Raw genomic sequence first — 23,963 nt, 5'->3', positions numbered from 1 at the left:
GCGGGGCCGGCCGCTACCGGGTAGCTATCCGATAGCGAACTAGCTGGAAGCGGGAGCCTCGGGCACCGCTGCCATGCGGCTTCCCGGCAACAAGTCGTTCCAGGGCTGGACGCTTCGGGGTTCCTGCGCAAGCCGCAGGTACACCATTGCAATCCACAGCAGCGCCAGGCCGATCTGCGCGTCGCGCACGGCGGAGTTCACGCTGGACGCGATCAGCGCAATCAGCGTGGCCGCCAACGCGTAGCGGCCCGCAATGTCGGGCCGTTTCCATGCCTGCCAGACAGCGCCGACCATGATCACCAGCAGGCTCAGCAAGGCCGGCAGGCCGCCCTGCGCGCCGACCCACAGGAAGTCGTTGTGCGGCATGTTCGAATCCGCAAACATCGCCGGTCCGCGCTTGTGCCACTGGCTGGTCCAGCCGCCGATGCCCCATCCGGTGAGCGGCCGGTCGGCAATCATGAGGCCGGTGTCGCGGTACATGTAGTAGCGGATGACCCAGCTGCCCTTGAAGACCGCGCCGGCCTGCGCCTTTTCGATTTCCTCGATGCCGGTCTCGACCTTGTGCTGCAGCTGCGGCAACTGGTAGAGCGCGGCGGCCAGCACCACGGCGCCCAGCACCAGCGAACTCACCAGCATCTTCAGGTGGCTGCGCCATTGATGGATGCACACCACCGGAACCACCAGCATCAGCGCGAGCACCGAGGTGCGCGAGGTGAGCGGCAGCGCCACCACCAGGCCCAGGCCGAGCACCAGCACAAAGGCGGGAACGGCACGCAGCGGCCTGTGCGCGGCAATCTGCGCAATGCCCCACACCGCAGCGGTGGAGGCCACCACGCTGAAAAGCAGCGCGTTGCTGATCGACTTGTTGCCCACCTCCATGACCACCGCGCGCAGCGGCGACCAGATAGGAAAGCCTGTGGCGTAGAACGCGACGATCAGCACGATGTTCAGCGCCGCGATCAGCAGGAAGCCGCGCAGCGCCCAGATCGCTTCTTCGCGCGTGAGCGCCATCGCCATCAATATCGTGATACCGATGCGCAGGCCGTGGAACAGGTTGGAGCCGGTCTCGGGGTAGTGCGGCCCGATGGCCAGCACGATGAAAGTCCACCCCAGGTACGCCACCAGCGGCCACCACAGCGGGTTGGCGCGCAGCCGCTCATAGCGCTCGCGGTAGCTGCCGGCCACCAGCATGGTGGCGAGCAGCAGCAAGGCCGAAAGGTAGGTGACGCCGACGGGCAGGAACACCACCAGCCCCCAGAACGCGGCCGCGGGCCTGACGATGTGCGATCTCTGCATAGGGGCGGGATTTTAGGTGGGGCCGGGTGGCCCCGACCTGACTGGCCCCGGCCCGCCGCCGGGAGGCGGATTCAATGCGCGGGTGCGCCCGCCGGCAGGCGGATCACGAAGCTCGCGCCGCCTTCGGGACCCTCTTCGCAGCGCACGCTGCCGCCATGCCGCTCGGCAATCGACTTCACCAGCGCCAGCCCCAGGCCGACGCCGCCGTTGCGCTCGCTGGCGCCGGGCAGCCGGTAAAAGGGCTCGAAGATGCGTTCGCGCAGGGCTGGCGGCACGCCGGGGCCGCGGTCGGTAACGCGCACCGTCGCAAAGCCGTTGGCGCTGCCGAGCTCCACCCTGATGTCGCCGTTGCCATAGCGGCGCGCGTTCTCGAGCAGGTTGCGGATCGCGCGGCGCAGCAGGCGCGACACGCCGGGCACGGTGAGCCTGGCGTTGTCGGTGCCTTCGACCAGGTCGAGTTCGGCATTCACCTGCGAGCACTCCTCGGCCGCGAGCCCGGTCAGGTCGACCGCCTCGATGGTGCCCATGTCGGCCTCGCTCGCATCGAGCCGGCTGGCCAGCAGGATCTCGTCGATGAGCTGGTCGAGCTCGCCGATGTTGCGCGAGATTTCGTCGCGCGCCGCGGGGCTCGGGCGGTCGCCCATCAGTTCCAGCCCCATGCGGATGCGGGTGAGCGGCGAGCGCAGCTCGTGCGATGCATTGGCCAGCAGCGATTTGTGCGAGCGCACCAGTTTTTCAATGCGTTCGGCCGATGCGTTGAAACGTTTGGAGAGATCAGCCACTTCGTCCTGCCCTTCTTCGATCACGCGCACCGAAAGGTCGCCTTCGCCCCAGCGCTGCACACCGCGCTGCAGCGTCTCCAGCCGCTGGGTAAGGCGCCGCACGATGGGGTACACGCCCAGCGCCACGGCAATGCCCACGAGCGCAATCATCCAGCCCAGCCCGAAAGGCGTGCGCCAGGGCGCGAACCCGCCGGTGCCGGTGGGCCGGTCGCGCGGCGCCACGCGCAGCGTGATGGCCTTGCCGTCGCTCAGCGTCACATCGAACTCCAGCCCCTGGCCCGGCACGCGCAGCGCCTTGCCGCTGCCGATGGTGCGGTCTTGCGCATCGAGCACCACCACGTTGCGCGGCACCGGGGCGAGGCGCTCGCGCTCGGCCTCCGCGGCTTCGCGCACGATCCAGTTGGCCATCAGCGTGAGGATGACGACGCCGCCCACCACCGCGAGCCAGATGCGGACGTAGAGGTGCCGGGAGTACAGGCTGCGCAGCATCGGCCGGTCAGTCCTGCTGCTTGGCGAACACGTAGCCCACGCCGCGCACGGTAAGAATGCGCTTCGGGTTCTTGGCGTCGACCTCGATGGCCGCGCGGATGCGGCCCATGTGCACGTCGATCGAGCGATCGAAGGCCTCGAGCTCTCGGCCGCGCACGGCTTCCATGATCTGGTCGCGCGTGAGCACGCGGCCCGCGCGCTCGGCCATGGCCACCAGCAGGTCGAACTGGTAGGAGGTGAGGTCGGCCACCGCGCCGCCCACGGACACGGTGCGCGCATTGCGATCGATCTCGAGCGTGCCGAAGCGCATCACCGTGCTGGCTTCGGTGTCGGCGTTGTTCTCGCTGCGGCGGCGCAGCACCGCGCGGATGCGCGCCAGCAGCTCGCGTGGCTCGAAAGGCTTGGGCAGGTAGTCGTCGGCGCCGATCTCCAAGCCGATGATGCGGTCCATGGGGTCGCCCTTGGCGGTGAGCATGAGCACCGACACCTTCGAAGCCGGAGCGGGCAGCGAGCGGATGCGGCGGCAGATTTCAAGGCCGTCGGTGTCGGGCAGCATCAGGTCGAGGATCACCAGGTCGGGCGCGTGCTGCTGCAGCTGCTCGAGGCCGCTGGCGCCATCGCCGGCATGGGTGAAGAGAAAACCCGACTGCGTCAGGTATTCGCCCACCATCTGCGCCAGGCGGGCGTCGTCTTCGATCATCAGGAGTTGGGGGGTGCTCATGCGCTTCATGGTCGTGCACGGGGGGCAACGGGGCTTGAACGCTCCGTAAAGTTGGGTAAACGCGGCTCCCGATGGTCAACCGGAAGCGCTGCGAAAAGCATAGCGCCGCTTTCCGCGCGTGCGGGCGGCGACGACATGTTTTCTTCGAGTAGAGAGGGCAGGGGGCAATCGCCCAGGTCCGTATTGTCGGCCCGCGCCCGCTCGAGAATTTCGCGTGCGAGCTGCCGCAGCTGCGCCGTGGAGGCCCGGATGCGCGCCTTGAACCCGGCATCGTCCAGCCGCGGGTCCTTCAGGCTCCGGTTGAGTTCGGCGAACCACGGCATTGCGGCCTGGTCGAGCAGCACCGGGGCGTTGCGCCTGGCGCTTGCCGCGGACCATGCGCGCAGCAGCTGCTGGACCGCCAGGTTCAGGCGCTGGCAGTGCTGCAGTTCTTCCTTCAGGCTGCCGAGCAGCATCAGGTCGGTGAGCCGCTGCTGGAAGAAGATCTGCGACAGCACGCCCCAGTAGTAGGCGTAGTCCCAGATCACCTTCACCGGCAGCACCTCGGGGTCGCCGAACAGCGGGTACTGGTCCTGGTAGAGCGCCAGCGTGCTCTCGTAGAACGAGTGGTAGATCTGGTCGTACAGCTGCGCGCGCGCCTCCACCGAACGGCCCGCGCGGTCGTGCGCCACCAGGTCGGTGATGTAGGTGTTGCTCATCGCGATGAAGTCGCTGCCCGGCGAATAGAACGGATCGAGAAACAGCCCCGCCTCACCCGTCAGCGCCCACCGCTGGCCCGAGAACACCTGCTTGCAGCCGTGCGAGAAGTGCTTGAGAAAGGCAAAGTCCTGCAGCAGGTGCCGCTTGCCGTCGAGCGCTTCATACAGCCGCGGCTGGTAGGCGGCAAACCACTGCATCGCCTTCTCGAAGGTGTCGATGGTGTCCAGCGGATGCAGCTTGGGGTCCGCCACGATGCCCACCGAATGCGAACCCGAAGCCAGCGGAATCAGCCAGGCCCAGTACCCGGCGCCGCACAGGTGATTGGTCGAAAGCCAGCGCGCGCGGGGATCGCAGCGCGCCTGCCAGTCGGCGTTGTCGCTCCAGTCGTCGATGGCAATGCGCTCTCCGATGCGAAACCACACCGCGTTGACGTCATGCGCGTTGGGCTCGGCCAACCCCAGCTTGCGCTTGAGCAGCCCGGCCCGCCCGCAGGCATCGATGATCCAGCGCGCCTCGGCGCTGCGCGTCTGGTCGCCGCGCGTCCATTCGATGCGATGCGGCGCCTTGGCGTCCGAAGCCAGCTCGACGCGGCGCACCAGCGAGGCATCGTCGAAGCGCACGCCGCGCCGAACGGCCTCCTGGGCGAGATAGTTCTCGAAGATGCCGCGGTCGATCTGGTAGCTGGGCACCGCCAGGTAGCGGCTCGCGCCGATCTCGGTGACCTGGTCGATGTCGCGCCGGCCCTCGCTGAAGAAAAAGCGAAAGCCGAACTTGCGCAGTTGCGCGCTGTCCATGTGCGGCTTGAGGCCGAGCACCGTGTCGAAGTAGTGCGCGCCGATTTCCACCGACGACTCGCCCACCTTGTGGGCCGCGTGCGGCACCGGGTGCTTGCGCCGCTCCAGCACCAGCACGTCGATGTCGTCAAAGCGCTGCTTGAGCTGCAGCGCCAGAGTGAGGCCCGCGAGCCCGCCGCCCATGATCACTGCGTCACATGTATGCGCAGTGCCGGTCATGGAACTTCAGTCCCGGACCCGCTGCAGTTGCAACCGCAGCGCCAGGGTGGAAGAAAGCGGCAGGTCCAGCGGCCCGGGCGGGTCGTCGTCCGCCACGCGCGCCAGCGATTCGAACAGGCCGAGCGCATGCGCCATCGGGTTGATGTGCGCCAGCGTCTTTGCGGCGTCGGAAATAGGCGCCGGCGCGCTGCCGTCGCCGCTCTGCGTCGACCAGTCGAAAGATGCCACGGTGCGCTCGGTGCGCTCGGGCGCAATCACCAGCGCCACGGCCAGCAGGCCCTGGCTGTCGGTCACCGACGTCAGCGCGCCCACGGTGGGCGTGTCGTAGCCCACCAGCAGCACCGGCGAGTGGTCGGCCGCGCACTGCACCGCCGCTTCGAGCAGGCCGGCGGCAAAGCTGTTCTCGTAGGCCGACACCGAGTTGCTGGCCGCCATGCAGCCGGTGCCGATGGTCCAGTAGCCCACGGCCGCGTTGTGCACCGAGTTGTGAAAGCGCGTGGGCGACAGCACCGTGGGGTCGGTCGCGAGCGTGCTGCACATGTAGTCGTTGATCGAAAGATCGCCGTGCGCCGAGACGAACACGCAGGGCACGTCGGCCGCATTGCGGCCCGCGCCCGCCATCGATGCGGCGGCCACCTCGAGCGCGAGGGCGACGGTGTCCGGCGCGCGGCGGCGCTCGGCGGGCGCCAGCACCTGCGGCGAGGGGCGCTTGGCGGGCGGGTCGGTGAGCGTGCCTTCGCCGCGGAAGGCAGCGCGGGCGGCCTCCCAGCCTGGCAGCGTGGGCGTCCAGAAGGCGGGGCCTTCGATGTAGAGGGTGGGCGGCTTCGGAGCCTGGTTCGCGGCTGTCATTGAACAGCCTTGCCGAACACCAGCGAGCAATTGTTGCCGCCGAAACCGAAGGAGTTGGTCAGCGCGTAGCGAACCTCGCCGTGCGCGGGCTCCAGCTTGATCTGCGGCCCGAAGCCGGTATCGAGTTCGTTCGTGTTCACGGTGCCGGGCATCAGCCCGCGTTCGATGGCCAGCAGGCTGATCACTGATTCGACGATGCCCGCCGCGCCCAGCGTGTGGCCCATGAAGCCCTTGGTCGAACTGGCATGCGTGGTGGCCGGAAAGCGGCGCGCCACCAGCGCGCCTTCGACTTCGTCGTTCTTCTGGCTCGCCGTGCCGTGCATGTTGATGTAGTCGATGGCGTCGGGTGCCAGGCCCGCGCGCGCCAGCGCCTCGTCAAGCGCGCGTTCGGCGCCCAGGCCTTCCGGGTGCGGCGTCGACATGTGGTGCGCATCGCTGGCTTCGCCGTAGCCGAGCAGGCGCAGCGGCGCGCCTGCGTCGTCCTGCACGCGTTCCACCAGCGCAAAGCCGGCTGCCTCGCCCAGGCTGATGCCCTTGCGGCCGGCGTCGAAAGGCCGGCACGGTTCGCTCGACACCAGTTCGAGCGAATTGAAGCCGAACAGCACGCTGCCGCACAGCGTGTCGACCCCGCCCACCACGGCGGCGTCGGCCAGCCCGAGGCGGATCAGCCGCTCGGCCGAGGCAAACACCTTCGCGCTGGACGAGCAGGCGGTGGAAATCGTCTCGCTGGGGCCGGTGAGCCCGAGCACCTGCTGCACGAACATGGCCAGCGAATGCGGCGTGTGCACCGCAGGGCGGCGCTGGTTCTGGGGAAAGAGCCCGTCGGCGTCGAGCTGGGTGTAGGCCAGTTCGGTTTCGCCGATGCTGGACGTCGAGGTGCCCAGGATCAGCGCAATGCGCGAGGGCCCGTACTTGGCCCGCGCGGCCGCCACGGCTTCGGGGAACCCGTCAGCGTGCAGGCCGAGCCAGGCGAGCCGGTTGTTGCGGCAGTCCCAGGGGGCGAGGTCTTCGGGCAGGCGAATGTCTTCGAGCCCGTCGACCCGGCCGATCCAGGTGGGCAGCGGCGCATCGCCGAAATCGTTGGCGCGCAAGCCGCTGCGCGAATGCGCGAGCGCCTCGGCGAGCGGCTCCTTGCCGACACCGACGGCCGAAGTGGCCGTGAAGGCGCTGATCTGAAGGGGAGAAATGCGGGGCGGCACGTTGCTTGAGGGTTCGGGCGAAAGTAAACGCTTTGAAAGCGATGCGAAAGGTAACCGGAAAGTCGCAGCCTACCAGTTGTACGGGGGCTCCAGCGTCAGCTGTTTTCCTATAAGGCCCGTGCTCTATTGACGCTCGGCGGGGGCTGTGGTCGTGGTGATGCGGGCGGCCAGCGCCACCAGCAGCAGCACCGGCACCCCCAGCAGGGCGGTGGCGGTAAAGAACGGGGCGTAGCCGTAGGCATCCACAAAAACGCCCGAGTAGCCGGCAATGAACTTCGGCAGCAGCAGCATCAGCGAGCTGAACAGGGCGTATTGGGTGGCGGAGTAGCTGATGTTCGTCAGGCTCGAGAGATAGGCGATGAAGGCCGCCGAGGCGATGCCGCCCGCCAGGTTGTCGGCCGACACCACCGCAATCAGCGCCGTGAGGTCGTGCCCGCGCGAGGCCAGCCAGGCAAAGAGCAGGTTGCTCGCGGCGCTGAGCACCGCACCCAACATCAGCACGCGCATCACGCCCAGTCGCATCGACAGCACGCCGCCGACAAAGGCACCGGCCAGCGTCATGACCACGCCGTAGATCTTGCTGACCGTGGCTACTTCGTCCTTGGTAAAGCCCATGTCCACGTAGAACGGGTTGGCCATGATGCCCATCACCACGTCGCTGATGCGGTAGATGGCAATCAGCGCGAGGATCAGCGCGGCTTGCCACTTGTAGCGGCGGATGAAGTCGGCGAAGGGCTCGATGAGCACGCCCTGCAGCCACTCGGCCGCGTTCTTGGCCTTGGGCAGCACGCGCCGCGCGGGCTCGGGCGAGAGCAGCACCGTGAGCACGCCCACCGCCATCGACGCGGCCATGACCAGGTAGGCGGTTTTCCAGGCGCCGTTCTGGTACGCCGCCGCACCCGTGACGCCGGCCACCGGTGCGACTTCGGCCCAGGCCGCGACCCACAGCACGCCGGCGCCGGCCCAGATCATTGCAAGGCGGTAGCCCGTTTGATAGGCGGCCGCGAGCGCGGCCTGCTTGCGGGTTTCGGCCGATTCGATGCGGAAGGCGTCGAGCGAGATGTCTTGCGTGGCCGAGCCGAAGGCCACCAGCAGCGCACACCAGATCAGCGGCTGGAGCCCCTGGCGCGGGTCGTTCAGTGCCATGCCGACCAGCCCCGCGATCACCAGCCCCTGCGCCAGCAGCAGCCAGCCGCGCCGGCGGCCGAGCAGCGTGGTCAGGGGCGGTAGCGGCAGCCGGTCGACCAGCGGCGCCCAGACCCATTTGAAGCCGTAGGCCAGGCCCACCCAGCTCAGGTAGCCGATGGTGGTGCGGTCGATGCCGGCCTCGCGCAGCCGGAAGCTCAGCGTGCCCAGCACCAGCAGCAGCGGCAGGCCGGCCGAAAAGCCGAGCGCCAGCATGCGCAGGGTGGCAGGCTCGAGATAGACCTTCAGCGCGTCGCGCCAGGGCAGGGAAGAGGCGGTGGAGGTTTCGGCGGGCTGGGCAGACATGAACCCCGGATTGTCCATGAGGGCGCGACATGCGCCGAGCCGTCTTTTTGTCGGCAATTGTTCCTATGATCCGCGCATGTGCACACGATGCGAGCTCCTTCTTCCTTCCGCGGCTTCTTCAGTCTCCCGTTCTTCGGCCTGGCAGCCGCGGCGGGCCTTCCTGCTTGCCGCGGCGGGTGCGGCGTTTGGCGGGCCGGCGCTGGCGCAGGTCAACGTGGGCAATGCATCGGTGGCGCGCAACCTGGTGCCGGCCGACCGGATCGAGGCCGCCGGCGTTCAGCAGTACGGGCAACTGCTCGCGCAGGCGCGCGCCAAGGGTGCGCTGGCGAGCGACGGCAACGCCCAGCTGCAAAGGCTGCGCACCATTGCCAACCGCCTGATTCCCTTTGCCACGCCCTGGAACACGCGAGCGCGCGATTGGAAGTGGGAGGTCAACCTCATCGGCAGCAAGCAGATCAATGCCTTCTGCATGCCCGGCGGCAAGATCGCCTTCTTCACCGGCATCCTCGAGCAGCTCAAGCTCAATGACGACGAGGTTGCAATGGTGATGGGCCACGAAATGGCCCATGCGCTGCGCGAGCATGCGCGCGCGCGCATGGCCAAGAGCGCCGGCACCGGCGCTGCGCTCTCCATCGGCGCGCAGCTGCTGGGCCTGGGCCAGATGGGCGACCTGGCGGCCCGCGCCGGCACGCAGCTGATCACCCTCAAGTTCAGCCGCAGCGATGAGACCGAGGCCGATCTCGTGGGCCTGGAACTGGCAGCGCGTGCCGGCTACGACCCGCAGGCCTCGGTGTCGCTCTGGAAGAAGATGGCCACGGCGTCGAAAAACCAGGGTGGGCTGAGTTTTCTTTCCACCCACCCGAGCGGGCCGGACCGGATCCAGAAGCTCGAAGCCAACCTGCCGAAGGTGGAAAAGCTTTACAGGGAAGCCAAGCGCAGCTGAGGTATCGCCCTGTCCCTGGCAAAGGGCGGGGCTGGCGTGTATTACTCCCTCTCCCTCTGGGAGAGGGCGGGGGTGAGGGCAGCTGCCTTCATATAAGAGCCGCGCTTCATCGGCCGCACAGAGCCCTCACCCCAACCCTCTCCCAGAGGGAGAGGGAGCAAAACCCCCAATAAAACACTTCTCTGAATGGCCACCTCCGATCGCCTGGCACGCCGCTTGCATCTCATCTTGTACACAAGTTTGGATGCTTTGAAATGGTGCATGAAGAAAACGGATCGGCCGCAGCGGCGTGGATCGCGCGCTTCCCTCGGCCCGTACCCGGCGCGGCCCCCGGTAACAGCCCGCTCGCCGGCCTGCGCTTCGCAGTCAAGGACAACATCGACGTGGCCGGCGTGCCCACCACGGCCGCCTGTCCGGCCTTCGACCGCAAGCCCACCGCGCACGCGGCCGTGGTGCAGAAACTGCTCGATGCCGGTGCATCGCTGCTCGGCAAGACCAATCTCGACCAGTTCGCCTGCGGCCTGAACGGCACGCGCTCTCCTTATGGCGAAGTGCCCAATGCCTTCGACGCGCGTTATGTCTCGGGCGGCTCCAGCTCGGGCTCGGCCTATGTGGTGGCCGCGGGCGAGGTCGATTTCGCGCTCGGCACCGACACCGCCGGCTCAGGCCGCGTGCCTGCCGGGCTCAACAACATCGTCGGCATCAAGCCCTCGCGCGGGCTGCTGAGTGCCTTCGGCGTGGTGCCCGCTGCGCAGAGCGCGGACTGCGTGTCGATCTTCGCGCGCACAGTTGGCCTGGCTGTCGACGTGCTTCTTGCGGCCGCGGGCCCGGATGCGCGCGATCCCTATTCGCGCGAACTTGCCTTGCGGAGCGACCCCTTTCCGTCGGCATTCCGCTTCGGCGTGCCCGATACGCTGAGCTTCTTCGGTGACGTGGAGGCCGAAGCGGCCTTCCGCGACGCACAGGCGCGGCTCGTGGCGCTCGGCGGCACACCCGTGACGATTTCCTTCGCCCCTCTGGCCGAGGCCGCCGCGCTGCTCTATGAAAGCGCACTGGTGGCCGAGCGCTATGCCGCGGTGCGCGGGTTCTTCGATGCGCACGGCTCCCAGGTCATCGAACCGGTGCGTGGCATTCTCGAGAGCGGCCGCGGCTACAGCGCCGCCGACGTGTTCGAGGCGCAGACAAGACTGCGCGCGCTCGCACAACAGGTCGAGCCGATGTGGCGCGGCATCGACGTGCTGCTGGTGCCGACCGCGCCCACGCACTACACGCGCGACCAGATGCGCGCCGACCCGGTCGTGCTGAACCGCAACCTTGGCGCGTACACCAACTTCGTCAACCTGCTGGACTACGCCGCCATCTCGGTGCCGAGTTCCTTGCGCGCCGATGGCCTGCCATTCGGCATCACGCTGATCGCGCCGTGCGGCAGCGACCTTGCGCTGGCCGATCTGGGTCAGCGCTATCACCACGCCACAGGGCTGCCGCAGGGCGCGACCGGCTTGCCGCTGCCCGAGCCGCGCGCCATTCCGGGCCTGGGCGTTTCGCAAGCGCAGACCATGCCCATCGCCGTCGTCGGCGCGCACCTTTCGGGCATGCCGCTCAACAGCCAACTCACCGAGCGCGGCGCCACGCTGCTGCGGGCCACGACCACTGCGCCGCGCTACCGGCTTCATGCATTGCCCGGCACCGTGCCGCCCAAGCCGGGGCTGCAGCGCAGCGCAGGCGGCGGTGCCGCCATCGCACTCGAGGTGTGGTCGGTTCCGGTTGCGCAGGTCGGCAGCTTCCTGGCACTGATTCCGCCTCCGCTGGGGCTCGGCAGCGTGGAGCTTGCCGACGGCAGCTGGGTGCACGGCTTCATCTGCGAAGGCCATGCGCTGGCCGACGCCGAAGACGTGAGCCACCACGGCGGCTGGCGTGCCTACATCGCGAGCCGCACCGTTTCTTCTTCCCAAGCCATTTCAACCTGACCGATCGAGGAGTCTTCATGAGCATCCCTGAAAAATTGACCGCCGCCGCGTCGCGCCGCCACGTGCTGCAGGCCGGGGCAGCGGGCTTGGCCGTGCTGGCAGCGCCGGCCATCGTGCGCGCGCAAGCGGCCCCGAAGATCCGCATCGGCTTCTGGCCGGTGGCTGCGGGCCTGCCCTTCTTTGCCGCGGTGGACCGCGGCTACTTCAAGGAAGCGGGCCTGGACGTGGAGCCGCTCAAGTTCGCGGGCGCGCAGCAGGTCATGGAAGGCATGCTGGCGGGCCGCTGCGACGGCAGCTCCAACGGCACGGGCTCGGCCAACCTCGCCATCGGCGAGATCGCGCAGCCGGGGCTTTTCAAGATCTTCTGCACCAACCCGAGCAACGCCAAGTTCGTGCTCGACGAATTCATCGTCGCCAAGGACAGCCCGATCAAGACCATGGCCGAACTGGCCGGCAAGAAGATCGCTTCGGGCCCCGGCATCCAGAACGTGACCCTGTGCAAGACCATGCTCGAACGCGCCGGCGCCAAGGGCGCCACGGTGAGCGAGCTGCCCATCGGCCAGCACGTGGCCGCGCTCGTCGCGGGGCAGGTCGACGCCTGCTACACGCTGGAGCCCACCGGCACCGTGGGCCGCATGAACGGCACCACGCGCGTCATCGAGGCCGGCGTGGTCGCCAAGTACATCCTGGGCGATCCGATGGCGCCGTGGCACGGCGGCGCGGCCAGCCTTACCAGCGAGTTCATCAAAAAGAACCCGGATGTGGCCAAGAAGTACATCACCGCCTATGCGCGCGGCGTGGAGCTGGTGCGCACCAAGCCCGACGACGCCCGCCAGCACATGAAGGGCTACACCGCCATCGAAGGCAAGCTCACGGCCGAAGTGCCTCTCGCGTCGTACATGCTCTACAACGAGTTCAAGCCGAGCGACGTGGCGTACTTCCAGAAGTTCTACGACCTGTTCACCGAAAAGGGCATCTTCGAGAAGAAGGTGCTGGTGGACGGCCTGCTCTACAAGGCCTGACCATGGCCGACGCAAGCACGACCACGGCCGCGCCGTGGACGCCGCCGGCCGCCGGTGCAACGGCGGCGGCAATGCCCAAGCCCCCGCTGCGCGACCGGCTGCTGCCCTTCATCGGACCCGTGGTGCTGTTCATCGTGTGGGACCTGGCGGTGCGGCTCGGCTTCATCAAGCCGATCCTGCTGCCCACGCCCGCCGACACCGTTGCGGCACTGATCACCGGGCTTGCGGGCGGGCCCCTGCTCACCGACTTTGCGATGACCGTGTGGCGCACGCTGCAGGCCTTTCTGATTGCAGCGGTGGTCGGCGTGCCGCTGGGCGTGCTGCTCGGCAGCAATGAGAAGGCCTACCGCAGCGTTGAATTTCTGATCGACTTCTTCCGCTCCACGCCGTCGTCCGCGCTCATTCCGCTGTTCCTGCTGATCTTCGGTGTATCCGACGTCAACAAGGTGGCCATCGCGGCGTTCGGCGCGCTGCTGATCGTGGTGTTCAACAGTGCCTACGGCGTCATCAATGCGCGCAAGCAGCGCGTGATGGCGGCACGCGTCATGGGCGCCTCGCGCTGGCAGATCTTCAAGGACGTGCTGGTGTGGGAAAGCCTGCAGCCCAGCTTCGTCGGCCTGCGCTCGGCGGTGTCGATGGCCCTGGTGATCGTCATCGTGGCCGAGATGTTCATCGGCTCCGACACCGGCCTTGGCCACCGCATCATCGATGCGCAGCAGGTGCTCAACGTGAAGAGCATGTACGCAGCCATTCTTGCCGCCGGTGCGCTCGGCTATGCGCTCAACATTCTTTTTCTTGTGGCCGAGCGCCGCATCGTGCACTGGAGCGGCCGATGAAAGCCACGCAAGACATCGTCGTGAACGGCCCGGTGTATGCCGACGTGCCCAAGCCCGTGTTCAAGCCCGGCCCGGCCGGCACGCACATCACCATTCGCGGCCTGACCAAGTACTTTGCGGGCTGGCCGCTGTACGAGAACTTCGACCTCGACATACCCAAGCACAAGATTGTCTCGGTGTTCGGCCCGAACGGCTGCGGCAAGTCCACGCTCATCAACATGATCGCGGGGCTCATTCCCATCGATGCGGGCGAAATCCTGTTCGACGGCAAGCAGCGCAAGGACACCAAGATCGGCTACGTGTTCCAGAACTACCGCGAGGCGATGTTCCCGTGGATGCGCACCATCGACAACATCGCCTACCCGCTGAAGCTCGAGGGGCGCAGCAAGGCCGAGGTCGACCGGCGCATGGAAGAGCTGGTGGCGTCGTTCGACGTCAAGTTCGACCTGAAGCGCTTTCCGTACGAACTCTCCGGCGGGCAGCAGCAGACCGCGTCGATCATGCGGGCGCTTGCGCCCAACCCCGAGGTGCTGTTTCTCGACGAGCCGTTTTCCGCGCTCGACTTCGAGATGACGCTCTTCATCCGCGAGAAGCTGCAAGAGGTGTTCATGCAGACCGGCACCACCATGCTGCTGGTGTCGCACGACCTCGAAGAAGCTGTGTACCTGGCCGACGAGGTGCTGCTCCTGACCAAGCGGCCCACCAAGGTGGCCGAGATCCTGCGGTACGGCGATGCACGTCCGCGCACGGTCGAGACGCTGAGCACCGAGAGCTTTGTCGCGATGAAGAAGCTCAGCCTCGACATCTTTCAACGCGAGGTTCGCCGATGACCCTGGAAATCAATATCCCCGAAGTGCTTGCCGAAGTGACCGAAGTGTTCGCGCGGTATGAAGAAGCACTGCTCACCAACCGCCGTGATGTGCTCGACGAGCTGTTCTGGAACAGCCCGCACACGCTGCGCTACGGCTACGCCGAGAACCACTACGGCCATGCGGCCATCAGCGCCTTTCGCGCATCGCTGCCGGTGCAGAGCCCGCCGCGCGAGCTGCTGCGCACCGTCATCACCACCTACGGCCGCGACCTTGCGACCGCCAATGCCGAGTTCCGCCGCGAAGGCAGCGGCCAGACCGGCCGCCAGAGCCAGACCTGGCTGCGCACCGCCGATGGCTGGCGCGTGGCCGCCGCGCACGTGAGCCTCATCGGCTGAACACGCAGGCACATTTTTTGCACCCTACCTTGTATCCAAGACCGGAGAACGCCATGACCAGCCCCTTGAATCGCCGCGAGTCCCTCAAATCCCTGGCCGCGCTCGGCGCCGCCGGCACCCTTGGAAGCTGGAGCGCCCTTGCCGGCGCACAGGCCAAGCCGCTGACCGTCGGCGTGATCTACGTCGGCGCGCGCGACGACTACGGCTACAACCAGGCGCACGCCATGGCCGCGGCCGAGATCAAGAAGCTGCCTGGAGTGAAGGTGGTCGAAGAAGAGAACGTGCCCGAGACCGCCGCCGTGCAGAAGACCATGGCCGGCATGATCTCGCAAGACGGCGCCAAGCTGCTGTTTCCCACGTCGTTCGGCTACTTCGATCCGCACATCCTCGCCGTGGCGCCCAAGAACCCCGACGTGCGCTTCTCGCACTGCGGTGGCCTCTGGACAGAGGGCAAGCACCCGAAGAACGCGGGCAGCTTCTTCGGCTACATCGACGAGTGCCAGTTCCTGAACGGCGTGATCGCCGCGCACATGACCAAGAGCAACAAGATCGCCTTCGTTGCCGCCAAGCCCATTCCGCAGGTGCTGCGCAACATCAACGCCTTTACGCTCGGCGCGCGCTCGGTCAAGCCCGGCATCACCTGCAGTGTGATCTTCACCGGCGACTGGTCGATGGCGGTGAAGGAAGCTGAGGCCACCAATAGCCTGGCCGACCAGGGCTGCGATGTGTTCACCATGCACGTCGACGGCCCCAAGGTGGTGGTCGAGACGGCCGCCAAGCGCGGCAAGATGGTTTGCGGCTACCACGCGAGCCAGGCCAAGCTCGCGCCCAATGCGTACCTCACCGGTGCCGAGTGGAACTGGCTCACGGCCTACAAGGCGGCCATCGAGGCCGCGCAAGCCGGCAAGCCGCATCCCAACTTTTTGCGCGGCGGCCTGAAGGAAGGCTACGTGAAGATGTCCGCCTACGGCCCCATGGTGCCCGACGCCGCGAAGAAGCAGGCCGACGACATCAAGGCGAAGATGATTGCCGGCACCTTCGACATCTTCAAGGACGGCATCAAGGACAACAAGGGCGCCGTCGTGGTGCCGGCGGGCAAGGTGCTGAAGCAGACCGACCTGGAGCTCGAGAAGATGAACTACTTGGTCGAAGGCGTGATCGGCTCGGCCTGATACCGGCTTCATCCTCACCATGCGCCACGCGCTCAAGGAATTCGCCCTGCCGATGTTCGCCATCGCGGCGGCGCTGCTGTTGTTCGGCGTGCTGGTGGCCTTTGCCGGGGTCGATCCGGTGGAGGTCTGGGCGACGCTGTTCAAGGGCGCGTTCGGCGACTGGTTCTCGTGGCAGAACACCTTGCAGCGCGCCGCGCCGCTGATGCTCACGGCCCTGTGCGTGGCACTGCCTGCTCGCGCGGGGCTGATCGTCATCGGCGGCGAAGGCGCGCTGGTGCTGGGCGGCCTGGCCTCTGCGGCGCTCGCGCATGCGCTGCCTCTGCCGGGCAACATCGCGGGCACGGCGGCAGTGTGCATTGCGGGCGCGCTTGCCGGTGCGCTGTGGATCGCCCTTGCAGGCTGGCTGCGCCAGTACCGCGGCATCAATGAAACCATCAGCAGCCTGCTGCTGGCCTACATCGCGATCGGCATCTTCAAGCATCTGGTCGAAGGGCCGCTGCGCGATCCGGCGAGCCTCAACAAGCCGTCGACCTATGCGCTCGACACCGGCTTGCTGATCGGCGGGATCGGCGGCTCCGACGTGCACTGGGGCCTTGCCATCGGCGTGGTGGCTTGCCTGGGCCTCGGGTGGTGGCTGCGTGCCACGGCCTCGGGCTTCTCGGTGCGCGTGGTGGGTGGCAATCCGCGCACCGCGCAGCTCGTCGGACTGCCGGCCACGCGGCTCATCCTCGGCGCCTGCGCGCTCGGCGGTGCCTGTGCGGGGCTCGCGGGCGCGGTCGAGGTGGCGGCGGTGCACACCAACGCCAATGCCTCACTGATCGCGGGCTACGGTTATGCGGGCATCCTCGTGTCCTTCATCGCACGGCATAACCCGGTGGCCATCGTGCCGGTTGCCATTCTCTTCGGCGGCTTTGGCGCGGCGGGCAGCCTGCTGCAGCGCCGTCTCGGGCTGCCCGACGCCTCGGTGCTGGTGCTGCAGGGTATCGCCTTCGTGCTCATTCTTGCGAGCGAGGGGCTGCGCATGGTCGACTGGAAGGCGTTGATGAGCCGCAGGGCCGCTCCCAAGGCGGATGCCGCAGTGCGCGGCGCGGAGGCCGCCCCATGACCGCGGACCAGTGGATCGCCCTCGTGGCCGGCATCGTCGGCGGCGCCTTGCGCGTCGGCGCGCCATTCCTGTTCGTGAGCCTGGGCGAATGCCTCACAGAGAAATCGGGACGCATCAACCTCGGGCTCGAAGGCGTGCTGGTGCTCTCGGCCATGGCGGCTTTCGGCGGCGCGTATCTCACCGATTCGGCATGGCTCGGCGTGCTCATCGGCGCGGTGGCAGGCGCATTGCTTGCGCTGCTGCACGGCCTGCTGTGTTCGCTCGACCGCGTCAATGACGTGGCGACCGGCATCGCACTCATGCTGCTCGGTACCGGCCTGGCGTTCTACCTGGGCAAGCCGCTCATCCAGCCGCAGGCGCCGCAGATTCCCGCGATACCTCTCGGCTTCTGGAGCGACAACCCGGTGGTGAGCTCCGCCTTGCAGCTGAACGCGCTGGTGCCCTTGGGCGTGGTGCTGGCCGTGCTGCTCTGGTGGGGCTTTGCGCGCACACGCGCTGGCCTCCTGGTGCGCATGGCTGGCGATTCGGCGCAGGCCACGCGCGCGCTCGGCTATTCGGTGTCGGGCCTGCGCATTGCGGCGACGACGGCGGGTGGCTTCATCGCCGGGCTCGGCGGCGCATCGCTCACGCTGTTCTATCCGGGCAGTTGGAACGAAGGCATCTCGAGCGGCCAGGGCCTCATTGCGGTGGCGCTGGTGATCTTCGCGCGCTGGAGCCCGCTGCGCTGCGTGGGTGCGGCGTTTCTCTTCGGCGGCGCGGGTGCCATCGGGCCCGCGCTGCAGTCCATCGGCGTCGGCTGGGGCTACCACCTGTTCAACACCGTGCCCTACCTGCTCACGCTGGTTATTCTGGTGCTGACCTGCAAGCCGGGCACGGCAGCAGCCGGCAGCCCCGGCGAACTTTCATCGACAAGGAACTGAACGCCATGACAACGACACCTGGCCGCCACGTAGAGGCCGAGCCCTATGCCTGGCCCTACAACGGCGCGCTGCGGCCCGACAACACCGCGCTGATCGTGATCGACATGCAGACCGACTTCTGCGGCAAGGGCGGCTACGTCGACGTGATGGGTTACGACCTCTCGCTGGTGCAGGCGCCGATCCGTCCGATCGCGCGCACGCTCGCGGCGCTGCGGCCGCTGGGCTTTCACATCATTCACACGCGCGAAGGCCACCGGCCCGACCTGGCGGACCTGCCCGCCAACAAGCGCTGGCGCTCGCGGCAGATTGGCGCTGGCGGCGTGGGCATTGGCGACGACGGGCCGTGCGGACGCATCCTGGTGCGCGGCGAGCCGGGCTGGGAGATCATTCCCGAACTGGCGCCGCTGCCGGACGAGGTGGTGATCGACAAGCCCGGCAAGGGCTCGTTCTACGCCACCGACCTGGAGCTGATCCTGCGCACACGCGGCATCGAGAACCTCATCCTCGCGGGCATCACCACCGACGTGTGCGTGCACACCACCATGCGCGACGCCAACGACCGCGGCTTCGAATGCCTGCTGCTGTCCGATTGCACCGCCGCCACCGACCATGGCAACCACCTTTCGGCGCTGAAGATGATCACGATGCAGGGCGGCGTGTTCGGTGCGCACGCCACGTCGCAGGCGCTGCTGGCCGCGCTGGACTGACGAACGCATGGCCGACACGTCCCATGCCATCGGCGCACTGCCTGCGGGCAGCGGCGCCCTCGCGCTCGACACCTACGAACTGACCAAGCGCTTCGGCGCCTTCACCGCGATGGACCGCGTGACGATGCGCGTCGAGCCTGGGACGGTGCATGCGCTGCTCGGCGAGAACGGCGCGGGCAAGAGCACGCTGGTGAAATGCGTCGCGGGATTCCAGCGCGCGGAAGAAGGCAGCATCCTGATCGACGGCCGTGAGCAGGACATTGCCAACCCCATCGTGGCGCGTGCGCTCGGCATCGGCATGGTGTACCAGCATTTCACACTGGCGCCGGGCATGACGGTGGCCGAGAACCTGTTGCTCGCGGGCGGCAAGACGCCGGCATTGATCGACTGGAAGGCGAAGCGGGCCGAACTCAAGGCCTTTCTGGCGACCACGCCCTTCAGCCTCGACCTCGATGTGCGGCCATCGGAGCTTGCGGCGGGCGAAAAGCAGAAGCTCGAACTGCTGAAGCAGCTCTACCTGAAGCCGCGCCTGCTGATCCTCGACGAACCGACCTCGGTGCTCACGCCGCAGGAGTCCGACGAGGTGCTCGGCCACGTGCGCGAATTCGCGCGAAGCGGCTTGTGCACCGTGCTCATCATCACGCACAAGTTTCGCGAAGTGATGGCCTATGCCGACAGTGTGACGGTGCTGCGCCGCGGCAAGGCGGTGCACCACTGCCGCGTGGCGGACACGAGCCCTGCGCAATTGGCACAGGCCATGATGGGCGGCCAGGCTGCGATGTCGTCCGCGCCGGCTGCATTGCCTGCTGCCAGAAAGACCGTGCCCGAGGCGGCGCCCGTTGCGTTGAGGGTCGAAGGCCTCAAGGCGCAGGGTGACCGCGGCACGCTGGCACTGCACGATCTGAGCCTTTCCGTGCGCGCGGGCGAAATCCTCGGCGTGGCGGGCGTCTCGGGCAACGGGCAGCGCGAGCTGGTCGAGGCCCTGGTCGGGCAGCGCCCGCGGCTGGCCGGCCGCGTGACGGTCATGGGCCAGCCCTACAGCGCACGTCGGAGCGAGAACCGCAGCCTCAAGGTGCGCAGCCTGCCCGAGGAGCCGCTGCGCAACGCCTGCGTGGGCGACCTCAGCGTGGCGGAGAACATGGCACTGCGCGATTTCGACCGGCCGCCTTTGTCGCGCGGCGGCGTGTTGAACTTTCCCTTCTGGCGCAATCGGGCGCGCGATTGGATTGCCGAATACGGCGTCAAAACGCAAGGCGAGGGTGCGCCGATTCGCAGCCTCTCCGGCGGCAACGTGCAGCGCGCGGTGCTGGCGCGCGAACTCGCGGGCGACATCAATGTGCTGATCGCGGCCAATCCCGTGTTCGGCCTCGACTTCGCTGCGGTTGCCGAGATCCACGAACGCATCGTGCAGGTTCGCGAGAAGGGCGGGGCGGTACTGCTGATCAGCGAAGACCTCGACGAACTGCTGGAGTTGGCCGACCGCATCGTCGTGATGAGCGAGGGTCAGATCGTGTTCGAGACTTCAGCGGCGGGCGCCGAACGGCATGTGATCGGGGCACACATGGGTGGCGGGCACCATGAACCTTTGAAGGCTGTGGCATGAGTGCCCTGCTTTCCGTGGGGAGGCCGCCCGGTGTGCGGTGCGGCACGGTCGACCCCACTATGCCGGCCGCTTCGCGGCTTCCCTGCGGTGCTCGCGTTTCGCGGGGTCTCGCAGAACTCGCTTCGCTCAAACAGCTGCGAGCCCTGATCCGCGAAACGCTGCGCTCCTCGGCGGCACAGAGGGGCCGCCCGCCCCGCACCGCAAACCGGGCTTCGAGGTGGGGTGTTTGCCCCTGGTGCACCCGAGCCCTCTGAACAAGCGAGCAACAACATGCGCATAGAAGAAGCCATTCCCTTCCCCTACGAGTTCGAGATAAAAAACACTGCGCTGGTACTCATCGACATGCAGCGCGACTTCATCGAACCCGGCGGCTTCGGCGAAACGCTGGGCAACGATGTTTCGTTGTTGGAAGCGATCGTTCCTGCCACGAAGGTAGCGCTGCGGGCCTGGAGAGAAGCTGGCGGCCTCGTGGTGCACACGCGGGAGGCGCACAAGCCCGATCTTTCCGATTGCCCGCCTGCCAAACGCAACCGCGGCAACCCGGCATTGCGCATCGGCGACGAAGGCCCGATGGGCCGCATCCTTGTGGCGGGCGAACCGGGCAACCAGATCATCGACGCGCTGGCTCCGATCGAAGGCGAAATCGTCATCGACAAGCCCGGCAAGGGCGCGTTCTACGCTACCGGCCTGCATGAATTGCTGCAAGCGCGCGGCATCACGCACCTGCTGTTCGGCGGGGTGACCACCGAAGTGTGCGTGCAGACCAGCATGCGCGAAGCCAACGACCGAGGCTACGACTGCCTTCTGCTCGAAGATTGCACCGAGAGCTACTTTCCGGCCTTCAAGGCGGCCACGCTCGACATGGTTCGCGCCCAGGGCGGCATCGTCGGCTGGACGGCATCGAGCGCGGCGCTGCTGGCTGCGCTTCGCGGCGGGCAATGACAGCGACTAATATTCCCCACGTGTCTACTGTTCGTTCCCGCCCCGCCTCGCCCGTATCCGCCGTCCCCGCCGCCGGCGAAGCCGTTTTTCGCACCCGCGCGGACGAGGTGTACGCGCAGCTCAAGCGCGACGTGGCCGATTTCATCCTCGTGCCGGGGGACCGCTTCACCGAGAACGAGATCAGCGAGCGGCTCGGCGTGTCGCGCACGCCGGTGCGGCAGGCGCTTTTTCGTCTTCAGCAAGAGGGCTTTGTCGAGGTGCTGTTCCGCAGCGGCTGGCGCGTGCTGCCTTTCGACTTCGACCAGTTCGAGCAGCTCTACGATCTGCGCATGGTGCTCGAGACCACGGCCGTGCATCGCCTTTGCGAAGCCGACCGCCGCGTGGACCGCAGCCTGCTCGATACGCTGGCCGACATCTGGCTCGTGCCCGCGGCCCAGCGCAGCAGCGACACCGCCCAGGTGGCGCAATGGGACGAAGCCTTTCATTGCTCGCTGGTGGCTGCCGCGGGCAACGCCGAGATGGCGCGTGTTCACGGCGACGTGACCGACCGCATCCGCATCATCCGCCGCCTCGACTTCACGCAGCAGCCGCGCATCGACGCCACGTATGACGAGCACGCCAAGATCCTGAAAGCCGTTCGCGCCAACCGCGGCGACCAGGCCGCGATGCTGCTGCGCGCGCACATCGAGACCAGCCAGGCCGAGGTGCGCAAGATCACGCTGCACCAGGTGCACCTGGCGCGGCACGCGGGCAAGACAGCGCCGCGCTGAAGCGGGCAGGCGGGCAGGCGGGCAGGCGGGCTACAGCGTGAAGTCGTAGTCCACCGTGATCGGCGCGTGGTCGCTGAACTTGATGGTCTTGTAGATCTGCTCGTTGCGCGCCAGCGCGCCGAGCGCCGGCGTGGCCAGGTGGTAGTCGAGCCGCCATCCCACGTTGTTGGCATAGGCCTGGCCGCGGTTGCTCCACCAGGTGTAGGCCTCGGCCGTGGTCTCGGGCTTGAGCATGCGGTACACGTCCACCAGGCCCGCGCCGTCGGTGCCGGCGTCGAGCAGGCGGGTCATCCAGGCGCGCTCTTCGGGCAGGAAGCCGCTGTTCTTCTGGTTGCCGCGCCAGTTCTTGAGGTCGATTTCCTTGTGCGCGATGTTGATGTCGCCGCAGAGGATGAACTCGCGCTCTTTCTTGAGCGCAACCAGGTGCGGGAAGAAGCCCTTCAGGAAGCGGAACTTGGCTTCCTGCCGTTCCTCGCCCGAGCTGCCGCTCGGGAAGTAGCAGCTGATGATCGAGAGCTTGCGCTTGGGAGTGTCGAAGCGCAGTTCGAGATACCGGCCTTCGGCGTCGAATTCGGTGTCGCCCCAGCCTACGACCACGGCGCTTGGCGCATGCTTCGTGTAGATGGCGGTGCCGGCGTAGCCTTTTTTCTCGGCAAAGTGGAAATGGCCCTTCAGGCCGGCCATTTCTTCGAACCGCCCTTCGATGTCGCTGGCCTGCACCCGGATCTCCTGCATGCAAATACAATCCGGCGCAAGTTCGGCCACCCAGTCCGCCACCCCCTTCGTGGCGGCCGAACGCAGGCCATTGAGATTGAGGCTGGTCAGTTTGAACACAAGGAAATTCCGATGGCTGTAGATGGTGTGGAAAGCAGTGCGGTGGCGCAGGACTTCGTCCAGTTCGCACTCGACTCTGGCGTGCTGCGCTTCGGCGAGTTCAAGACCAAGGCCGGCCGCCTGAGCCCCTACTTCTTCAATTCGGGCCTCTTCGACGACGGCGCCAAGATCGCGCGTCTCGCCGGATTCTATGCAGACCGGCTGATCGAAAGCGGTGTCGAGTTCGACATGATCTTCGGCCCCGCCTACAAGGGCATTCCGCTGGGCGCCACGGTGGCGGCCGAACTGGCCCGGCGCGGGCGCAACTACCCCTTTGCCTACAACCGCAAGGAAGCCAAGGCCCACGGCGAGGGCGGCAACCTGGTGGGGGCGCCGCTCAAGGGCCGCGTGCTCATCGTCGACGACGTGATGTCGGCCGGCACCGCGGTACGTGAATCGATTGCGGCCATCGAAGCCGCCGGCGCCACCCCGCACGCGGTGTCCATTGCGCTCGACCGGCAGGAGAAAGCCACCGAAAACGGCGTGGACGTGGACCACAGCGCCGTGCAGTACGTGCGCAACCAGCTGGGCCTGCAGGTGGTGGCCATCGCCACGCTCGACGACCTGCTGAACTACCTGTCGGGCAACGCCGCCGCCGACCTGGGTGCGCATCGCGAGCGCGTTCTCGCCTACCGCGCCCGCTACGGCGCCATTTGAGGCCACTCCCATGCCCGTGCGCAAGCTCGACCAGCCGGCCCGTCCTTTCGCCACACCGGTGCTGCCGCTGCTGCTGCCGCTGATGGCGGCGCTGTTGCCCATGGCGGTGCCGGCGCAGCCCGCGCCGGCACCGGCCGCCATCTATTCGTGCACCGACGCCCGCGGCCGCACGCTCACAGCCGACCGGCCGATTGCCGAATGCATCGACCGCGAGCAGCGCGAACTGAGCCCGAGCGGCACCACGCGCCGCAAGATCGAGCCGACCTACACCGCGCGCGAACTGGCCGAACGCGAAGACCGGGCCCGCGAGGCCGCGCTGCAGGCCGCGCGCCTGATCGACGAACGCCGGCGCGAGCGTGCATTGCTGGTGCGCTACCCCAACGTGACCGTGCACGAGCGGGAGCGCAAGGAAGCCCTGGTGCAGATCGACGCGGTGATCCAGGCCGCGCAGAAGCGCCTGGCCGAACTCGCAGAAGACCGCAAGAAGATCGATGAGGAGCTTGAGTTCTACAAGCACGACATCAGCAAGGCGCCGGGCGCGGTGCGCCGCAAGCTCGAAGACAACGCGCAGAGCGTGGCGGTGCAGAACCGCTTCATCGGCGAGCAGGAAGACGAGAAGAAGCGCGTGAACGCGCGCTTCGACGAAGAGCGCGCGCGCCTCAAGCAGATCTGGTCCCCCCAGAACGGCGGCGGCAAGTAG

Annotated in this window: 23 protein-coding genes; 15 read left to right on the top strand and 8 right to left on the bottom strand. The window is 67.4% G+C overall.

Going from position 1 to position 23,963, the window contains the following annotated elements; all coding sequences use genetic code 11:
* Positions 1 to 39: 39 nt before the first annotated feature.
* The 7 genes from V9L20_RS11010 to V9L20_RS10980 all read right to left on the bottom strand — a co-directional run bounded on the left by V9L20_RS11010 (position 40) and on the right by V9L20_RS10980 (position 8,557).
* Positions 40 to 1,296: an O-antigen ligase family protein gene (locus tag V9L20_RS11010; protein WP_337296613.1), complete on the bottom strand. Its 1,257-nt coding sequence runs from the start codon at positions 1,294 to 1,296 to the stop codon at positions 40 to 42.
* 71 nt (positions 1,297 to 1,367) lie between these two features.
* On the bottom strand, positions 1,368 to 2,567 hold the full coding sequence (locus V9L20_RS11005) for an ATP-binding protein (protein WP_126747862.1): 1,200 nt from the start codon (positions 2,565 to 2,567) through the stop codon (positions 1,368 to 1,370).
* Between the two features lie 7 nt (positions 2,568 to 2,574).
* On the bottom strand, positions 2,575 to 3,297 hold the full coding sequence (locus V9L20_RS11000) for a response regulator transcription factor (protein WP_258503459.1): 723 nt from the start codon (positions 3,295 to 3,297) through the stop codon (positions 2,575 to 2,577).
* Positions 3,294 to 5,000, bottom strand: a complete 1,707-nt coding sequence (locus V9L20_RS10995; RefSeq protein ID WP_337296612.1) for an NAD(P)/FAD-dependent oxidoreductase — start codon at positions 4,998 to 5,000, stop codon at positions 3,294 to 3,296. The genes V9L20_RS11000 and V9L20_RS10995 overlap by 4 nt, the downstream gene beginning before the upstream one ends.
* A gap of 6 nt (positions 5,001 to 5,006) precedes the next feature.
* A complete protein-coding gene (locus V9L20_RS10990) occupies positions 5,007 to 5,849 on the bottom strand; it encodes a beta-ketoacyl synthase chain length factor (protein WP_337296611.1) in 843 nt (280 codons plus the stop codon).
* Positions 5,846 to 7,048: a beta-ketoacyl-[acyl-carrier-protein] synthase family protein gene (locus V9L20_RS10985; protein ID WP_337296610.1), complete on the bottom strand. Its 1,203-nt coding sequence runs from the start codon at positions 7,046 to 7,048 to the stop codon at positions 5,846 to 5,848. The genes V9L20_RS10990 and V9L20_RS10985 overlap by 4 nt, the downstream gene beginning before the upstream one ends.
* Before the next feature lie 123 nt (positions 7,049 to 7,171).
* A complete protein-coding gene (locus V9L20_RS10980; RefSeq protein WP_443098565.1) occupies positions 7,172 to 8,557 on the bottom strand; it encodes an AmpG family muropeptide MFS transporter in 1,386 nt (461 codons plus the stop codon).
* Positions 8,558 to 8,615: 58 nt separating this feature from the next.
* Here V9L20_RS10980 and V9L20_RS10975 point away from each other — a divergent pair, with 58 nt between their 5' ends.
* The 13 genes from V9L20_RS10975 to V9L20_RS10915 all read left to right on the top strand — a co-directional run bounded on the left by V9L20_RS10975 (position 8,616) and on the right by V9L20_RS10915 (position 21,733).
* The gene (locus V9L20_RS10975) at positions 8,616 to 9,482 is read left to right on the top strand and encodes a M48 family metallopeptidase (protein WP_337296608.1); all 867 of its coding nucleotides are present in this window, start codon (positions 8,616 to 8,618) and stop codon (positions 9,480 to 9,482) included.
* Between the two features lie 254 nt (positions 9,483 to 9,736).
* Entirely contained in the window at positions 9,737 to 11,449 is a 1,713-nt protein-coding gene (gene atzF / locus V9L20_RS10970) for an allophanate hydrolase (RefSeq protein ID WP_337296607.1), read from the top strand.
* Positions 11,450 to 11,466: 17 nt separating this feature from the next.
* Positions 11,467 to 12,471 carry an ABC transporter substrate-binding protein gene (locus V9L20_RS10965; RefSeq protein WP_337296606.1) on the top strand — a complete coding sequence of 335 codons (1,005 nt, stop codon included), beginning with the start codon at positions 11,467 to 11,469 and terminating at the stop codon, positions 12,469 to 12,471.
* Positions 12,472 to 12,473: 2 nt separating this feature from the next.
* Entirely contained in the window at positions 12,474 to 13,307 is an 834-nt protein-coding gene (locus tag V9L20_RS10960) for an ABC transporter permease (RefSeq protein WP_337296605.1), read from the top strand.
* Positions 13,304 to 14,137, top strand: coding sequence for an ABC transporter ATP-binding protein (locus V9L20_RS10955; protein ID WP_126747852.1), 834 nt, complete (start codon positions 13,304 to 13,306; stop codon positions 14,135 to 14,137). Before V9L20_RS10960 ends, V9L20_RS10955 begins: the two co-directional genes overlap by 4 nt.
* Positions 14,134 to 14,514, top strand: coding sequence for an oxalurate catabolism protein HpxZ (gene hpxZ, locus V9L20_RS10950; protein ID WP_258503470.1), 381 nt, complete (start codon positions 14,134 to 14,136; stop codon positions 14,512 to 14,514). The genes V9L20_RS10955 and hpxZ overlap by 4 nt, the downstream gene beginning before the upstream one ends.
* A gap of 53 nt (positions 14,515 to 14,567) precedes the next feature.
* Complete coding sequence (locus tag V9L20_RS10945) at positions 14,568 to 15,686, top strand: BMP family ABC transporter substrate-binding protein (RefSeq protein ID WP_337296604.1); 1,119 nt, start codon at positions 14,568 to 14,570, stop codon at positions 15,684 to 15,686.
* A gap of 19 nt (positions 15,687 to 15,705) precedes the next feature.
* Entirely contained in the window at positions 15,706 to 16,791 is a 1,086-nt protein-coding gene (locus V9L20_RS10940) for an ABC transporter permease (protein ID WP_337296603.1), read from the top strand.
* Positions 16,788 to 17,711 carry an ABC transporter permease gene (locus V9L20_RS10935; protein ID WP_337296602.1) on the top strand — a complete coding sequence of 308 codons (924 nt, stop codon included), beginning with the start codon at positions 16,788 to 16,790 and terminating at the stop codon, positions 17,709 to 17,711. The genes V9L20_RS10940 and V9L20_RS10935 overlap by 4 nt, the downstream gene beginning before the upstream one ends.
* Positions 17,712 to 17,716: 5 nt before the next feature.
* Entirely contained in the window at positions 17,717 to 18,418 is a 702-nt protein-coding gene (gene biuH, locus V9L20_RS10930) for a biuret amidohydrolase (RefSeq protein ID WP_337296601.1), read from the top strand.
* Positions 18,419 to 18,425: 7 nt separating this feature from the next.
* On the top strand, positions 18,426 to 20,021 hold the full coding sequence (locus V9L20_RS10925) for an ABC transporter ATP-binding protein (protein WP_337296600.1): 1,596 nt from the start codon (positions 18,426 to 18,428) through the stop codon (positions 20,019 to 20,021).
* Positions 20,022 to 20,291: 270 nt separating this feature from the next.
* Positions 20,292 to 20,963 (top strand): cysteine hydrolase family protein, encoded by a 672-nt coding sequence (locus tag V9L20_RS10920; RefSeq protein WP_337296599.1) that lies wholly within the window; start codon positions 20,292 to 20,294, stop codon positions 20,961 to 20,963.
* Entirely contained in the window at positions 20,960 to 21,733 is a 774-nt protein-coding gene (locus tag V9L20_RS10915) for a GntR family transcriptional regulator (protein WP_337296598.1), read from the top strand. Before V9L20_RS10920 ends, V9L20_RS10915 begins: the two co-directional genes overlap by 4 nt.
* 30 nt (positions 21,734 to 21,763) lie before the next feature.
* Here the strand turns inward: V9L20_RS10915 and V9L20_RS10910 are convergent, their stop codons facing one another.
* Complete coding sequence (locus V9L20_RS10910; RefSeq protein WP_337296597.1) at positions 21,764 to 22,567, bottom strand: exodeoxyribonuclease III; 804 nt, start codon at positions 22,565 to 22,567, stop codon at positions 21,764 to 21,766.
* 12 nt (positions 22,568 to 22,579) lie between these two features.
* Between V9L20_RS10910 and pyrE the strand changes: the two genes are divergently transcribed.
* Together pyrE and V9L20_RS10900 are read left to right on the top strand one after the other, a co-directional pair.
* On the top strand, positions 22,580 to 23,263 hold the full coding sequence (pyrE, locus tag V9L20_RS10905) for an orotate phosphoribosyltransferase (RefSeq protein WP_126747842.1): 684 nt from the start codon (positions 22,580 to 22,582) through the stop codon (positions 23,261 to 23,263).
* 82 nt (positions 23,264 to 23,345) lie between these two features.
* Positions 23,346 to 23,963, top strand: a complete 618-nt coding sequence (locus V9L20_RS10900; RefSeq protein ID WP_443098567.1) for a DUF4124 domain-containing protein — start codon at positions 23,346 to 23,348, stop codon at positions 23,961 to 23,963.

The sequence above is a fragment of the Variovorax sp. CCNWLW225 genome (assembly GCF_037204045.1).
Classification (GTDB): domain Bacteria; phylum Pseudomonadota; class Gammaproteobacteria; order Burkholderiales; family Burkholderiaceae_C; genus Variovorax.
This window is presented reverse-complemented; position numbering and strand designations above follow the sequence as displayed.